This is a genomic window from Metapseudomonas cellulosilytica, assembly GCF_049334135.1.
In the GTDB taxonomy this organism is placed as follows: Bacteria; Pseudomonadota; Gammaproteobacteria; order Pseudomonadales; family Pseudomonadaceae; genus Metapseudomonas.
On sequence record NZ_JBHZGN010000009.1, the window covers coordinates 1 to 14651 of the forward strand.

Annotated in this window: 13 protein-coding genes; 9 read left to right on the top strand and 4 right to left on the bottom strand. The window is 63.0% G+C overall.

Annotated elements, in window-relative coordinates:
* The 4 genes from ACFW0H_RS13090 to mhpB all read right to left on the bottom strand — a co-directional run.
* Positions 1-733, bottom strand: a 733-nt coding sequence (locus ACFW0H_RS13090; protein WP_422914335.1) for an acetaldehyde dehydrogenase (acetylating), incomplete at its 3' end; no start/stop codon positions are given.
* A gap of 19 nt (positions 734-752) precedes the next feature.
* A complete protein-coding gene (gene mhpD, locus ACFW0H_RS13095) occupies positions 753-1547 on the bottom strand; it encodes a 2-keto-4-pentenoate hydratase (RefSeq protein WP_422914336.1) in 795 nt (264 codons plus the stop codon).
* Positions 1548-1562: 15 nt separating this feature from the next.
* Complete coding sequence (locus ACFW0H_RS13100) at positions 1563-2420, bottom strand: alpha/beta fold hydrolase (protein ID WP_422914337.1); 858 nt, start codon at positions 2418-2420, stop codon at positions 1563-1565.
* A gap of 1 nt (position 2421) precedes the next feature.
* Positions 2422-3381, bottom strand: a complete 960-nt coding sequence (gene mhpB / locus ACFW0H_RS13105) for a 3-carboxyethylcatechol 2,3-dioxygenase (RefSeq protein ID WP_422914338.1) — start codon at positions 3379-3381, stop codon at positions 2422-2424.
* A gap of 533 nt (positions 3382-3914) precedes the next feature.
* Between mhpB and ACFW0H_RS13110 the strand changes: the two genes are divergently transcribed.
* The 9 genes from ACFW0H_RS13110 to ACFW0H_RS13150 all read left to right on the top strand — a co-directional run bounded on the left by ACFW0H_RS13110 (position 3915) and on the right by ACFW0H_RS13150 (position 14601).
* Complete coding sequence (locus ACFW0H_RS13110) at positions 3915-4922, top strand: MBL fold metallo-hydrolase (RefSeq protein ID WP_422914339.1); 1008 nt, start codon at positions 3915-3917, stop codon at positions 4920-4922.
* Positions 4923-5257: 335 nt separating this feature from the next.
* Positions 5258-5968, top strand: a complete 711-nt coding sequence (locus tag ACFW0H_RS13115; RefSeq protein ID WP_422914340.1) for a TetR/AcrR family transcriptional regulator — start codon at positions 5258-5260, stop codon at positions 5966-5968.
* Between the two features lie 204 nt (positions 5969-6172).
* On the top strand, positions 6173-7306 hold the full coding sequence (locus ACFW0H_RS13120) for an extracellular solute-binding protein (protein ID WP_422914341.1): 1134 nt from the start codon (positions 6173-6175) through the stop codon (positions 7304-7306).
* Between the two features lie 424 nt (positions 7307-7730).
* Positions 7731-9218 carry a flavin monoamine oxidase family protein gene (locus ACFW0H_RS13125; RefSeq protein ID WP_422914342.1) on the top strand — a complete coding sequence of 496 codons (1488 nt, stop codon included), beginning with the start codon at positions 7731-7733 and terminating at the stop codon, positions 9216-9218.
* On the top strand, positions 9218-9895 hold the full coding sequence (locus ACFW0H_RS13130; protein WP_422914343.1) for a c-type cytochrome: 678 nt from the start codon (positions 9218-9220) through the stop codon (positions 9893-9895). Before ACFW0H_RS13125 ends, ACFW0H_RS13130 begins: the two co-directional genes overlap by 1 nt.
* A gap of 186 nt (positions 9896-10081) precedes the next feature.
* On the top strand, positions 10082-10378 hold the full coding sequence (locus ACFW0H_RS13135; RefSeq protein ID WP_422914344.1) for a hypothetical protein: 297 nt from the start codon (positions 10082-10084) through the stop codon (positions 10376-10378).
* Between the two features lie 17 nt (positions 10379-10395).
* Positions 10396-11895 carry a flavin-containing monooxygenase gene (locus ACFW0H_RS13140; protein ID WP_422914345.1) on the top strand — a complete coding sequence of 500 codons (1500 nt, stop codon included), beginning with the start codon at positions 10396-10398 and terminating at the stop codon, positions 11893-11895.
* A 105-nt stretch (positions 11896-12000) separates the two neighbouring features.
* Positions 12001-13638, top strand: a complete 1638-nt coding sequence (locus ACFW0H_RS13145) for a 3-(methylthio)propionyl-CoA ligase (protein WP_422914346.1) — start codon at positions 12001-12003, stop codon at positions 13636-13638.
* A 9-nt stretch (positions 13639-13647) separates the two neighbouring features.
* Complete coding sequence (locus ACFW0H_RS13150) at positions 13648-14601, top strand: alpha/beta hydrolase (RefSeq protein WP_422914347.1); 954 nt, start codon at positions 13648-13650, stop codon at positions 14599-14601.
* Positions 14602-14651 lie beyond the last annotated feature (50 nt).

Genomic DNA, 14651 nt, shown 5'->3' on the forward strand with positions numbered 1-14651 from the left:
GCTTGAGGCGGTAGCCGGGCACATAGGCCTGCACGGCAGCGGCCATCTCGACGATCGAGGCTTCGACCTGGGCCGGGTCGGCGGCCTCGCTGAGCACGAACACGCTGTCACGCATCATCAGCGGCGGTTCGGCCGGGTTCATGATGATGATCGCCTTGCCTTTGGCCGCCCCACCGATCACCTCAATGGCTTTCGAGGTGGTTTCGGTGAACTCGTCGATATTGGCACGGGTGCCGGGGCCGGCGGATTTGCTGGCGATGGAGGCGATGATCTCGGCGTAGTGCACCTTGGCCACGCGGGACACGGCGGCGACCATCGGGATGGTGGCCTGGCCGCCGCAGGTGACCATGTTGACGTTGGTCGCACTGAGGTGCTGCTCCAGATTGACCACCGGCACGCAATACGGGCCGATGGCGGCCGGGGTCAGGTCGATCACACGCAGACCGGGCTTGTGGCCCCGCAGCAAGGCGTCATTCTTCACGTGCGCCGACGCACTGGTGGCATCGAAGACGAAGTCGATCTCGTTAAAGACCGGCAGGCGGGTCAGGCCCTCGACGCCTTCATGGGTAGTGGCCACGCCCAGTCGTGCGGCGCGAGCCAGACCGTCGGACGCCGGATCGATACCGACCATGGCGCCCATTTCCAGATGCTGCGCGTTGCGCAGCACCTTGATCATCAGGTCGGTGCCGATGTTGCCGGAACCGATGATGGCGACTTTACGTTTCTTGCTCATGGAAAAGTTCTCTCTGCTATCACTCGGCACTGAACTGCACGGCCACCTGGCCGATGCCGTCGATCACCGCTTCGAAGCGGTCCCCCGCCGCCACCGGCGCCATGGGGCCGAGGGCACCGGTGAGGATCAGGTCGCCGGCCTTGAGCGGCTCGCCCAGGCGCGCCATGGTGCGGGCCAGCCAGACGGCGGCATTCAGCGGGTGGCCGAGGCATTCGGCGCCGCTGCCGCTGGACACCAGCTCGCCATTGCGGGTCATGCGCATGGCCGCCTGGCGCAGGTCCAGGCCGTCCAGGCGGCGGGCCGGGCCGCCGAGCACGAAGCAGCCGCTGGAGGCGTTGTCGGCCACGGTGTCGACGAAGCGGATATTCCAGCCGGCGATGCGGCTGCCGACGATCTCCAGCGCCGGCAGCACGTAGGCTACGGCGCTCATCAGCTCGGCCAGGGTGGTGTCGGCGCGCGGCAGGTCGCGGTCGAGGATCAGGGCGATCTCCGCCTCGATCTTCGGTTGCAGCACGCGGTTCACCGGCACTACCTCGTTGTCGCCGTAGCTCATGTCGGCAAACAGGGTGCCGAAGTCCGGCTGGTCGACGCCGAGCTGCGCCTGCACCTTGGGGTTGGTCAGGCCGATCTTGCGGCCCACTACCCGGCGCCCCGCCGCCACACCGTGGGCGACGTTCAGGCGCTGGATGGCGTAGGCGGCCTCATCGCTGCCTTCGCCGATGCGCTCACGCAGCGGGGCAATGGCCGCGCCACTCGCCTCGGCGCCGCGCAAGGCCGCGGCCAGTTGTTCCAGGGAATCTCGGGAAAGGGTCATCGCACACCTCGGGACTCAGTGGGTGAGGAAATCCAGCACCAGGCGGTTGAACGTGTCGGCGTGCTCCCACTGCGCCCAGTGGCCGCAGTTGTTGAACACGTGGAGTTGGGAGTTGGGAATGCCCGCCACCAGGCGCAGGCCGGTGTCCATGGGCACGAAGCGGTCATTGCGGCCCCAGATCACCAGCGTCTCGGCCCTGATCTCGGCCAGGCGCGGGCCGAAGTCGGGGAACTGTTTGGGGTTGGCGGCCAGGCTCGCGACAAAGTTTTCCAGGTGGTCGCGGCGCGCCAGCATGTTGTCCAGGCGGGCCTGGAACAGCTCCTCGGTGAGGTCGCGGGGGTCGAAGACGAAGATGTTCATCATCGCCTTCAGGTTCTCGAGGGTCGGCGCGCGGTACAGGCCCTGGAGCAGCTTGATGCCCTCGGTGGGCATCGGCACGAAGGGGCTGGCGCCGCCGGTGCCGCCGCCCATCAGCACCAGCTTGCCGACCCGCTCCGGCCAGGAGAGGGCGAAGGCCACCGCGCTGTGACCACCCATGGAGTTGCCGAGGATATGCACCCGGCCGAGGTCGAGCTGGTCGACGAGCCCCTTGAGGATGCGCGCGTTGAGGTCGGAGCGCGAACCGGCGCAGACGATGGAGTCGCTTTTGCTCCAGCCCGGACAGTCCAGCAGGATCACGCGCAAACCGGCGTCCACCAAGGGTTGGATGTTGCGGTTGAAGTTGGCCCAGCCGCTGGCGCCGGGGCCGGAGCCGTGGAGCATGACCACGGTCTCGCTGCCCTGCCCGCAGTCGTTGTAGTGGATGTTCAGCTCCAGCTCGCCTTCACGGATACGGGCAAAACAGCTGGTGGCGGCGTCGGTCAGTGCGGTCATCTCAGGACTCCTGCGCAATGGATTGGGGCTTGGCGCTGAGCGCGCCGAAGCCGGCGATCCACTCGGGGATCGGCCGGTAATAGCGGCCTTGGGCCGCATAGGGGCCGAAGGCGGACAGCGCAGCGAAGGCCGCCACCCAGGTTTTCACCTCGTGGGTGGACTTGCCGGCGATGGCCGAGAGTTCGGCGTTGCCGAGGCCATCCAGCTCGGCCAGGCGGCCGCTGGCGAGGATGTCGAGAAACTGCTGATCCCACTCGGGATTCAGCGGGTGGAGGCTGTGCGGGTCCTCGACGAAGCAGCGCGCTGCATTGATCACCCGCTGCTGGCGTGCTTCGCGCTCATCGGCCGGCAGATGGCGACCACTGCCCTTCAGGCGATCGGCCATCAGGCCCTCGACCCGAGCCAGTTCCGGCACCGGCGGCTGGTGCGACAGGCCACCGGAACCGAGGAACAGCAAGCGCTTGCCGGTCGAGCGGGCGAAGCGGCCGATGGCCTCGCCGAGCAGGCGGGCACGCTGGAAGCCAGGCAGCGGAGTCGCCACCGAGTTGATGAAGACCGGAATCACGGGGTAGCACTGCAAACCGCCGAGCAGCTCCTGCATCGGCTGGGCAAATCCGTGGTCGACCTGCATGCGGTAGGACACCGCCGCATCCACGCCGTCGGCCAACACCGCCTCGGCGCATTGCTCGGCCAGCCCCTGCGGCACGCTGATCACTCCGGCCGCGGTGCCGAAGTCACCGATGGCGTGCGCCGCCATGCCGATGCAGAAGGACGGCATCACGTCGTAGAAAAAGCCGTTGTAATGGTCCGGCGAAAACAGGATCACCAACTCCGGCGCAAAGCGTTCGATCCGCTCACGCGCCGCGGCAATTACCGCATCGACTTCGGCGAGCACCTCCGGTGCTGGGTCGACATAACCGACCAGGGGGGTGTGCGACAGGCACTGCAGCAAGGCGCTCATCGCTGTGCTACCCACATCGATTGCGCGGTCGGGCGCAGAAAAGCTGAATGGAGTGAAGGGTTCATGCGGGACGGGCTCCGTAACTGCGTCGGCAGCGCCAGCTACGCCCTCCATTGAGAAGGCGCCGGGGTATGGGTGCCCCCTCGAAAACCGAGGCTGACCGGACGAAGGATATGGAGCGAAATTTCGGCAGGCGCTCCCGCGACTTACGCCGTTATCCCGAAAACGCACGAATGTGTGAGGCGGCCGTCTGCTCTGTCATTGCCGGGCGATCCCCCCGTAATGCCTGCCCCTGGGATGGACCAGGACGAGAGACGGAAACCACTCAATCCGCCCATCACCCACCTTTCCGGGGGAGAAGGCACCCGGGGAACAGGCCCATGCGACGCAGTGCCGAGCCATCTGTCAATGACGGCTCATCATTTAAAATAACAATCGTTGCGCATAAAAAGAGGCATTGCTAGGCTCGCCTCTATCTAGTGATCATTCCCCGGCGATCCCACCTGACAGGTCCGCAGCGCCAATGAATGTTCATGCGAATCGCCACAGGATTCCTGATCGGCCAGCAGCAACGACCAGGCGTCGAATCGACAAGAAGGATTCTCGATATGTCCCCCAGTGCAAGCGACTCCCGCCCAGACGTGCGTATCCAGCGGGCCGATTTCGGCCGCGTCTCGGTATTCTTCGGCGAGAAGAGCGGGAAATACCCTGATGGCAACCAGGTCCTCATCCGGGGCTCGGACACGCGCGCAGCATTCGACACACCCATCGTCTCGAACTTCATCGGAGCCGAGTTCGACTCCACCGAACTCGTGGTCATGGGCCATGTGCACGAAGATCACATGGCAGGCCTGCACCGTATTCCCAGCGCCAGTGTGTACGTACACGATGCTGATCTGCAGGCCGCTCGCAGCTGGAGCGGCATGCTCTCAGCCTTCGGCATGGCGGACAAGGAGCGCGCCGCTGAGATGCTGGACAAGCTTCAGCGTGAGTTCTTCTACGCCCCCCGCCCCGATGCCCAGGGCTATCAGGATGGCATGTCCTGGGACCTTGGCCGCTCAAAGATCCGCGCGTTCCACATGCCCGGCCACACCGCCGGCCACTCGGTGCTGCTCGTCGAACCCGAAGGCCTGCTCTTCATTGGTGACATCGATCTGACCAGCTTCGGGCCCTACTACGGGGATGCCTGTTCAAGCCTTCAGGATTTCCGTCAGAGCCTGAGAAGATTGCCGGATATCCCGGCAAAGGTATGGGTCACGTCCCACCATCGGGGCATCTATACCGACCGCGAGCGATTCCTCACCGACCTTGCCGCGTTCACGGCCAAGATCGACGACCGCGAGCGCAGACTGCTGGCGTTGCTGCGCGAATCGCCGAAAACGCTGGAGCAGTTGGTCGAGCAACGGCTGCTGTATCCCCAAGGCGTTGCGGGCCCATGGGTGGACGATGCCGAGGCCCGGACGATTCTGCAGCACCTGGCCGAACTCCTGGCCGATGGGCGAGTGCGGATGGACGAGGACGGCGTCTATAGGCCCCTGTGACCGGTGCCGCTTCCACGATGCCCCCCTGGCTTGCCGGGAAGACAGGGCCGGACCGGCGGCGAGCGCTGGACTAATTAACACAACATAAGTTGTTTTAATTAGTCTCGATTGCTAGGCTCCTGCCTAGCCGACTGCAAGCACCCCGCGTGCCACGCCATCAGTGATGCACTGGGGCGGAAATCATCTTCCCGGCTGCGGTCCCGAAACAGCTCGCCAACCGATGGCACACGGGATGCTTTATCAGAACATTTTCCCTATGCTGGGCCGCGCCTCGGCCGTCGCGACCAAGGGGCAACCATTTTTTTCAACTGACCTGACGATCTTCTCGAGCACCTATGCCTGACTCCAAAGCCCGCCGTACCACCGGCCCCCAGCACGCGCGCGATAGCGAGTCCGAACCCGTCGCACGTCGAGGCCGACCTGTCGGTGATCACAATGCCAAGCGAGCCGAGCTGCTGGCGGCGGCGATCGCGGTGATCGCTCAGGAAGGTTATGCCGGCGCCTCGATGCGCAAGGTAGCGCAGCACGCCGGGTGCACCACGGGCGCGGTAACCTATTACTTCGCCAACAAGGAAGAAATGGTCAGCGAGGTCGCCCAGAACCTGTTCGACAGGGTCGACGCGCTCCTGGAAATCAATCGCGAGCAGCTCGACTTCAAGTCACTCATCCAACAGTGGCTGGAATGGATCAGTTCCGATGCGCCGGACAACTGGCTGGCGTGGCTCCAATTGCTCACCCACGCTCGTCACGAGCCGGCGTTCGCCAGCGTCATCAAGCAACGCTACGCCCGGTTTCGCGAGGTCTTCACCTCGGTCCTGGAGGATGGGCAGCGCCAGGGCAAGATCCGCGACGATATCGCCGCCGACCTGCTGGCCGACCAGGTGAGCGCCATCAGCGATGGCTGGCTGATGATGCTGCCGATCGAACCCGAGCGTTTCAGCGCGGAACGTGGGCTGGCCCTGCTCGATGCGCTGATCACCCTGATTTCCCCACCGAAGGCATCCAAGCGCTCGTCCAAGGCCAAGGCCAAGGCCACCGCACAGTAACCTGCCCACCGACGGGCTCCGCGCGGGGCCCGACTTTCCCCCTCCTCTCCTGCGGCCCCTTCCCCCTCCATTCGCCTCGCGACCGAGCGTCTTACGCTGCCTGCGCATGCCCGCAGCTTTTTCCTTTGCACGAAATCGAAACTCATGTATTTTGCGTAACGCATGAAATAATAAATAAAACACAACCATGTAGTGAGGGCGAGGATGGACCTGGGAACCAAGGCGCTATCGCTGTCCATGGGGACACGACTGCTTCGTCGCGAACGTCGAGGGACGCCGACCTGCATCACGTTCCTGATGGGTATCTGGCTGACGGTCATGGCGACTCAAGCCGCCGCGGAGAACGTCGTGAAAGTGCACAACTGGGCGGATTACATCGACCCGGACGTGCTGCGTGATTTCGAGCGCGATACCGGTATCAGGGTCGAGTACAGCCAGTTCGCGACTGCGGCAGAACTGGAGGCGGACCTGGCCTCCGGCAAGCGCTTCGACGTCATCGTCCCCACTGATTTCCAGCTTGAGCGCCTGATCAAGGAGCAGCAGCTTCTCGAGCTTGACGTGGCTGATCTGCCGAACCGAGCCGAGGTGAGCGACGAGTTGCTGGCCAAGCTGTCCTCCAAGAGCCGGGCCGACCAGTACGTCACGCCCTACATGTGGGGCACCGTGGGCCTTGTCATCCACGAGCGTGCAGCGTCTCAGGCACTACAGGGGCCAGTCGCCAACAGTTGGAGCATCCTCTTCGACCCGTCCAGTGCAGGCAAGCTGAAAGCCTGTGGCGCGGTCTTGCACAACGAGCCGGAACAGACCCTTTCCCTGTACCTGAACTACCGCGGCAGGAACCTCCGCACCCAGAGCGCCCGTGGCATCGAGCAGGCGACTCGCGAAATCGGCGATCTGGGGATGCCCCTTGGCCCGAAGAACTTCACCGACCTCGTTACCCAGCTTTCCGAAGGCCGGATATGCGCGGCCATAACCTGGAACGGCATCGCTGCCATGGCCAACGACAAGGGCGAGCTCCGTTACAGCATTCCCCTTGAGGGCGGGCTGATGTTCATCGACAGCCTGGCGATTCCCCGCAATGCCCCGAACCGCGAAGCGGCCTACCGCTTCATCGACTACATGCTGCAACCCGGCATTGCTGCGCGAAACGCCAGGGCTACCCACTTCATCCCCAGCTTCGACCTGGATCTCGAACGCAATCGGCGACTGCTTCCCGACCTGGCCATCCCGAGCCAGGAGGAACGCAGGCGGCTGTTCTTCCTGGAGCGGCAGTCCGATTCCCAGAAGCGCGCGATAGACGCCGCCTGGTCCCGACTGAACGCGGACAAGCCGGAGTAAACATCCACGTTCGTAGAGCGTGGACTTGCGCTAGCCCCCCCCTTGAAGGGGGCGAATCCTCCCCCATGCACAAGGCCGCCCCCTTTCGCCTGGCCTGGACCGTAGGGTGCGCTGCGCGCACCGATTCCGGGATCGGCTTCGGCACCACCTCAAACCACCGGTGCGCACGGCACACCCTACCGGATCGGCTTCATCCTGCTAGCTCGGGCATTCGAATCGTCACAGGCAGAGCCCGTGAGGAAAGACTCCCCGCGCTGGTCGGCCGTAACCACTGCCTATTCAAGCAACGCGGCTGCGGACCACCGCAGCCGCGAAGGCCTCTTCCCTCTTCCCGCCATTCTTCGCTTTGCATCGCCTCCGTTGTGGAGTACTTTACGTAACGTCAGTTATTTTAATTAAAACAATAGAGTTGACCGAGGCGAAGATGGATTCAGATAGCAATGAGTTGTCGTGTTCTGCGCGCCAGCGCCGCCGGCTTCTGCAGGCGATTGGAAGCGCGACCCTGGTGGGAGGAATAGCGCTCAGCGGACGAGCCACGGCCCAGGTACTTCGGGCGGGACAGGAAGACGTCCTGGACGTGGTCATCATCGGCGCAGGGCTGGCCGGCCTCACGGCGGCGCGGGACCTGCAACGAGCGGGCTGCGAGTCCTTCGTGGTACTCGAGGCCCGAGACCGCGTGGGTGGACGCACCTACAACCACGACCTGGGCAACGGCGTCGTCTCGGAAGCCGGCGGCCAATGGATAGGCCCTGGCCAGACGGCTATCTTCGACCTGGCCCGCGAGCTTGAGGTCGACACCTTCCCCACCTACTACCAGGGCAAGAACGTGTATCTGGTGGGTGGCGCCACGTATGAGGAAGACCTCACCAGCGGCCAGGGCGCCAGCAACCCGATCACAGAAAAGCTCAATGAGTTGGCGCGGGGCGTCCCCAGCAAGGAGCCCTGGACGGCGGCGGATGCAGCGGCCATCGACAAACTCTCGGTGGGCCAGTGGCTGGTGCAGCAGGGGGTCGACAATCAGGCCAGGCTGAGCTTCGATGCGTCCATCGGACTGACCACCGGCACGCCGCCTTCGAACCTGGCGTTGCTGCACTACCTCTCCCTCATTAACTCCGCTGACTGCAGCATGGAGAGGCTCGAGGGGTTCAAGGGCGGCGCCCAGGAAACCCGCTTTGTCGGCGGCTCCCAGATTCTCAGTATCAGGATGGCGAAGGCCCTGGACGACAGGCTCAGGCTGTCGTGCCCGGTGCGCAGGATTGTCGGCTGGGACCACGACGTCGTCGAACTCCATACCGACCAGGGCATCATCCGCGCCCGCCAGGTCATCGCCGCGCTGCACCCGGCGCTGTGCAACCAGATCGTTTTCGACCCGCCGCTTCCCGATGGACGTGCGCAGCTGCAACGCCTCTGGCCTTCCCACGCCCCCATGCGCAAGACCGTGCATGTCTTCCCGCGTCCGTTCTGGCGGGAACAGGGCCTGAACGGCCAGATCACGCAAGCCGACGGGCCGCTGATCCTCTCCTACGACAACTCGCCCCCGGATGGCAGCGTCGGCGTCCTCAGCGCCTTCGTCAGAAGCGGCCAGCTGCCCCACGACCCCAAGCGCGCCGAGAGCACCCTGTCGGCCATCTACGCGCAGGCACTGGGCGACGAAGCGCTGCACCCTACCCAGTTCCACGACCATGACTGGGGCAAGGTCGATCCCTGGACCCTGACCTGCGTCGGCTCCATCCCGCCGGGCTTCCTGACCAAATGGGGCCAGTACCTGAAGTCTCCGGTCGGTCGCCTGATCTGGTCCGGCACTGAAACGGCCGATCTCTGGGCCAGTAGCATGGACGGCGCCGTGCGCTCCGGCCACCGGGCAGCACTCGAGGCGCTCCAGGCGCTGGTAAAAGCCGGGAGGAGCGCATGATGAAACGAGCCCTTCTTATCGGTGCCGCTGTCATCGCGGCGGGACTGACGACAGCAGCAGCCATTGTCGGTCCGGAGTTGCTGGCTGGATATCGGTTCATGGACGCCCTGGACCGGTACTACGTCGGCTACGAGGCCAATGGTGGTGCCTGGCCGCAGATCCAGGACTCCTGTGCGCTCTGCCATGGCGTCAACGGCCAGCCCCGGGATGCGCAGTACGCAGCCCTTGCCGGTCAGCCGACGTCCTATATCGAAGCCCAGTTACACGCCTTCGCCGAAGGCCGTCGTCACAGCGCGCAGATGGGGCCACTGGCGGCGAACCTGAGCGACGCCCGGATCAAGTCCCTGGCGGACTACTTCTCCCGCCAGACACCAGATACGACTGAGGCACCCGAGCGGGACGACGCCCTGGCAAAGCGTGGGCAGGCAGTCGTCGCGGCCAAGGGATGTATTGCGTGCCATGGCGAGAATCTATCCGGCGGCCCCCTCGGCCCCCGCATCGCCGGACAGGGCGCGGGCTACCTGGCGGACCAGTTGCAGGCCTTCAAACAAGGCCAGCGCCAGGACCCCAGCCAGGCCATGAACGCCATGGCCAGCTCGCTATCGGATGAGGAGCTCAAGGCCACGGTCCACTACCTCTCCGGCCTGGCCCCAGCGCAGTCCCGCAGCGCCCACTGACCCACTGGCGAGCAGGGACGCTCGCCATCGCCCACCCGACCAACACCCTCTGAAAACCACCCACGCCCCTGCGACCGCAGGTCGGCTGAATTTTGCGTAACGATCTTTTTCCATAACAACTGTTGCGCAAATGTTTTCAGCGGATTACAGTCCTGCAAAACAACAAAAGCTTCAGGAGCTCAGCTCATGAAAGACTCCACAAGCCGCCCCGGTCCCAGCGACGGTTTCGCCGTCTTTACGGACGTTCCCGGTGGCTCACCCTCCCCCCTTGCTTGCCGCCGAACCATCCGGTTTCGACACACCGATGAGCAGCACAGTCAGCGCCTGAACTCGGCAGGGAGCAGAACCAACCTGAACCTGGTTGTGTCCGCTCGCGACTTGCCCCTGCCAGGCATTCCCCATTCGGCTCTTCAGGAGTCGTCATTGATGGGGCTCATCGCTTCTGAAGCCGATTCCATCAATCAATTGCCCTGCTTGTTCTGACAGGCACTGAGATATTCATGAGCAATCATCATTACGACACTTTGATTATTGGCGCAGGCCTGTCCGGAATTGGCACTGCCTGCCATATAACCGAAGAGTTTCCGGGAAGAAGCCTTGCCATCCTGGAGCGCCGCAATTGCATCGGTGGGACGTGGGATCTTTTCCGTTACCCGGGAATCCGCTCTGACTCGGACATGCTCAGCTACGGCTACAAGTTCCGCCTCTGGGACAGTTCCAAGATTCTCGCCGATGGCGCATCACTCCGCCGTTATATCCAGGACACAGCGGCAGAATATGGAATCGCCGATAAAGTCCATTACGGCCTCAAGACCACCAGCGCAAACTGGTCAAGCCAACAGCGCCTATGGCAAGTGACTGCCCTGCATGAACCCAGCGGCAAAATAAAACACTACAGTTGCAATTACCTTGTGTGCTGCACCGGCTATTACAACCACGATGAGGGTTTCCTCCCCAAGTTCCCGGGCGAAGAGAACTTCAAAGGCATCAGGATTCACCCGCAACACTGGCCTGAAGACCTGTACTACAAGGGCAAGAAAGTTGTAGTGATCGGTAGCGGTGCCACCGCAGCCACGCTGATTCCGGCCATGGCGGACACCGCCGGGCATATCACCATGCTGCAACGCTCCCCTTCCTATGTTTACTCATTGCCATCGGTCGACAAGCTGACCACCGCATTGGCCCGCATCATGCCGGCAAGCTGGGCGAAAGGGTTGGCACGCAAGCGCAATATCCTGATGTACCGCGCCGCCTACATTGCGTGCCGGCAATGGCCGAGGCTGATGCGCACAATCATCCTCTCCCATGTCCGCAAGCAAGTCGGCCCGAATGTCGACATGCGTCATTTCACCCCCAAGTACATGCCCTGGGACGAGCGTCTTTGCGCCGTACCCGATGGCGACCTGTTCAAGTCTCTGCGCAGCGGGAAAGCGTCCGTTGAGACCGACCACATCGAGCGTTTCACGGATAAGGGAATTCTCTTGAAGTCCGGCAAGGAACTGGAGGCCGACATCATTATCGCGGCGACCGGACTCAAGCTGCAGATACTGGGTGGAATGACGCTGTCGATCGATGGCACCCCGTATCCGGTAGGCGAACAAATGACCTACAAGGGTGTATTGCTGGAAAACCTGCCTAACCTGGCGTGGATATTCGGCTACACGAACATCTCCTGGACACTGAAAGTCGGCCTCGCAGCCAAGTATCTTTGCCGGTTGTTCAGGCATATGGAGAAGAACAACTTCGAAGTCGTCACGCCATACGATCACGAACACAATGCACTGAATGACGGAATCATGAATTCCATGAAGTCCGGATACATTCAACGCGATCAACACTTCCTCCCGCGCCAGGGTAAATCCTACCCCTGGCATGTGTTCATGCATTACGGCCGAGACAAGAAGATGCTGTTGAAAGACGCAGTCGAAGACAGCCGCCTGAAGTTTCTGCCTGCCAGGCAGGATGCATACAAAGCACAACCCTCGCGAGTTGCCGGTTGAATAACCGGCTTTCGCGAAAGCGCACGCCACCACGCCATTAACTGCCGGCCCGAGACAGGGCAAGTCTGGCAATAAGTACCCATGAAAATAAAAGGCGAAAACACCATGCACGGCCAAATGATGACGCTGCCGCTGATCGTCTCTTCCCTGCTGGAACATGCAGAGCGCTATCACGGCGACACCGAGATCGTCTCCCGCACGGTCGAAGGTACGCTTCACCGTTATACCTATGCCCAAGCGCATCTGCGTGCCAGGAAAGCGGCCAATGCCCTGAAGAAGCTCGGCGTTCAACAGGGCGACCGCGTCGGCACCCTGGCGTGGAACGGCTATCGCCATTTCGAGTTGTACTACGCAATCTCCGGCATGGGGGCGATCACCCACACCATCAATCCGCGCCTGTTCCCGGAACAGATCAGCTGGATCGTGAACGACGCCGAAAACTGCGTCGTGTTCTTCGACCTGAGCTTTGCATCGCTGGTCGAGTCCATCGCCGCGCACTGCCCGAGCCTGAAGTACTGGGTCGCCATGACCAGCCGTGTGCACATGCCGGCCCTGAGTATCCCGAACCTGCTCTGCTATGAAGATCTGCTGGCTGAAGAGTCAGACGACTTCGCCTGGCCGCAACTCGATGAGAATTCAGCCGCCGCCCTTTGCTACACCTCGGGGACCACGGGCAACCCCAAAGGCGTGCTCTACTCCCACCGCTCCACCCTGCTGCACGCCCTGTCCAGTTCGCTTCCGGACGCCCTGGCCCTCTCCGGCCGAGACGTGGTCGCACCCGTGGTGCCCATGTTCCATGTCAATGCCTGGGGGCTTCCGTACTCGGCGCCGCTAGTGGGCGCCAAGCTGGTGTTTCCGGGCGCCGCCCTGGATGGCGAAAGCGTCTTCGAGCTGTTCGAGAGCGAGGGCGTCACCTTCTCTGCCGGTGTACCGACCGTATGGCTGGCCGTACTGCAGTACATGCAGAAGAACGGCACGAAGCTTTCGAGCGTCAAGCGCATGGTTGTCGGTGGCGCGGCCTGCCCGCCGGCCCTGATGAAGAGCTTCGAAAAGGAATTCGGCATCAAGATCCAACATGCCTGGGGCATGACGGAAATGTCGCCAATGGGCACCGTCAGTACACTCAAGGCATCGCACCTCAAGCTGAGCGACGAAGCGCGCTTCGCCATCGACGTCAAGCAGGGCCGTCCACCTTTCGGTATCGACTTGAAGATCGTCGACGACGACGGCAATCCCCTGCCCCGCGATGGCAAGACCTCAGGCGCGCTGCTGGTTCGTGGCCACTGGGTGATCAACCAGTACTTCCGCAAGGGCGACAGCGCACTGGTGGACGGCTGGTTCCCCACTGGCGATGTGGCCACCCTGGACCAGGACGGTTTCATGCAAATCACCGACCGCGCCAAGGACGTGATCAAGTCCGGCGGCGAGTGGATCAGCTCCATCGAACTGGAAAACATCGCCATGGCTCATCCGGCGGTCGCCGAAGCCGCTGCGCTGGGCATCGCCCATCCGAAATGGGATGAGCGGCCATTGCTGGTGGTCGTGAAGAAAACGGACCAGGGCGTCAGCCGCGAGGAAATCCTGGCCCAGTATCCAGGCAAGGTCGCCAGATTCTGCATTCCCGATGACGTGGTGTTCGTCAACGAAATTCCACACACCGCTACCGGCAAGATCAGCAAGGTGCAATTGCGTGAACAGCTGCGCGAGTACCGCTGGCCGACCGCCAACCCGGCCCAGGCCTGAGGTGGCACCATGACGACCCACGCGCAAGCCTTCACTCGCGTCATCCATCCCACTCGGGGCCGTTGGGCAAGCGAACTGCTCAACCTGCTGCTGCGCATCTCGGTGAAGTCGCGGCATGGATTGCACATCGACATTCCGAAACTGCGTGAAAAATTCCGCCAGCTGAATCGCCAGGCCCCTCGTGCCCTGGCTGACGTGCAACGCGAAAGCGTGGATTGCAACGGCGTTGCTGCCCAGTGGCTGTCGCCCAAGGGTTGCCGCCAGAACCGGGTACTGCTCTATATCCATGGCGGCGCATTTGTGGCTTACACGCCCGATGTGTACGCCGCCATGGTGGCGTCCTGGTGCCGCCCTCTGAAGACCCGGGCGCTCCTGCTGGATTACCGCCTGGCCCCCGAACACCCCTATCCCACTGCGCTGCAAGAGTGCCTCGCCGCCTACCAGTGGTTGCTGGATCAGGGCATCAAGGCCAAGGACATCGTCATCGCTGGCGATTCCGCTGGTGGCAACCTGGTCATGGCCACGCTGCAGCACCTCAAGGCTGGCGACCAGCCGCTGCCTAGCTGCGCGGTGCTGCTCTCGCCTTTCCTAGACTTCACCCTCAGTGGCGCAAGCGCGCTGGGAAATGCGCCGCACGACCCGATCTTCAACCTGGCCTTCGCAGTTGGGATACGTGGTTTCTACGCACCCGCCGAAACCTATTCGCAACCGTCGGTATCGCCCCTGTTCGGGGACTTCAGTGGCCTTCCACCGTTGCTGTTCCAGGTGGGCAGCACGGAGATGCTGCTGGATGACTCCGTGCGGGCCGCAGCCTTGGCCGACGCCGCCGGCGTGCCAGTGCGGCTGGAGATCTGGAAGCGGCTTCCCCATGTCTTCCAGATGATCGCTGCCCTGCCCCAGGCCCGTGCAGCCGCCAAGCGCATCCTGAGCTTCGTCAACGACCACACGGACTGGGATGGCTAACGGGTCGGCAATCAAGCTGCCCACCTCCTTCCTGGCCCCCCCCTATTCGA

What these genes read in the sequence shown, in the direction of transcription:
- ACFW0H_RS13135 (WP_422914344.1), top strand. Translation starts at nt 10,082, where the DNA reads ATGAAAGACTCCACAAGCCGCCCCGGTCCCAGCGACGGTTTCGCCGTC.
- mhpB (WP_422914338.1), bottom strand. Translation starts at nt 3,381, where the DNA reads ATGAGCGCCTTGCTGCAGTGCCTGTCGCACACCCCCCTGGTCGGTTAT.
- ACFW0H_RS13130 (WP_422914343.1), top strand. Translation starts at nt 9,218, where the DNA reads ATGAAACGAGCCCTTCTTATCGGTGCCGCTGTCATCGCGGCGGGACTG.
- ACFW0H_RS13120 (WP_422914341.1), top strand. Translation starts at nt 6,173, where the DNA reads ATGGACCTGGGAACCAAGGCGCTATCGCTGTCCATGGGGACACGACTG.
- ACFW0H_RS13140 (WP_422914345.1), top strand. Translation starts at nt 10,396, where the DNA reads ATGAGCAATCATCATTACGACACTTTGATTATTGGCGCAGGCCTGTCC.
- mhpD (WP_422914336.1), bottom strand. Translation starts at nt 1,547, where the DNA reads ATGACCCTTTCCCGAGATTCCCTGGAACAACTGGCCGCGGCCTTGCGC.
- ACFW0H_RS13145 (WP_422914346.1), top strand. Translation starts at nt 12,001, where the DNA reads ATGCACGGCCAAATGATGACGCTGCCGCTGATCGTCTCTTCCCTGCTG.
- ACFW0H_RS13115 (WP_422914340.1), top strand. Translation starts at nt 5,258, where the DNA reads ATGCCTGACTCCAAAGCCCGCCGTACCACCGGCCCCCAGCACGCGCGC.
- ACFW0H_RS13125 (WP_422914342.1), top strand. Translation starts at nt 7,731, where the DNA reads ATGGATTCAGATAGCAATGAGTTGTCGTGTTCTGCGCGCCAGCGCCGC.
- ACFW0H_RS13100 (WP_422914337.1), bottom strand. Translation starts at nt 2,420, where the DNA reads ATGACCGCACTGACCGACGCCGCCACCAGCTGTTTTGCCCGTATCCGT.
- ACFW0H_RS13110 (WP_422914339.1), top strand. Translation starts at nt 3,915, where the DNA reads ATGCGAATCGCCACAGGATTCCTGATCGGCCAGCAGCAACGACCAGGC.
- ACFW0H_RS13150 (WP_422914347.1), top strand. Translation starts at nt 13,648, where the DNA reads ATGACGACCCACGCGCAAGCCTTCACTCGCGTCATCCATCCCACTCGG.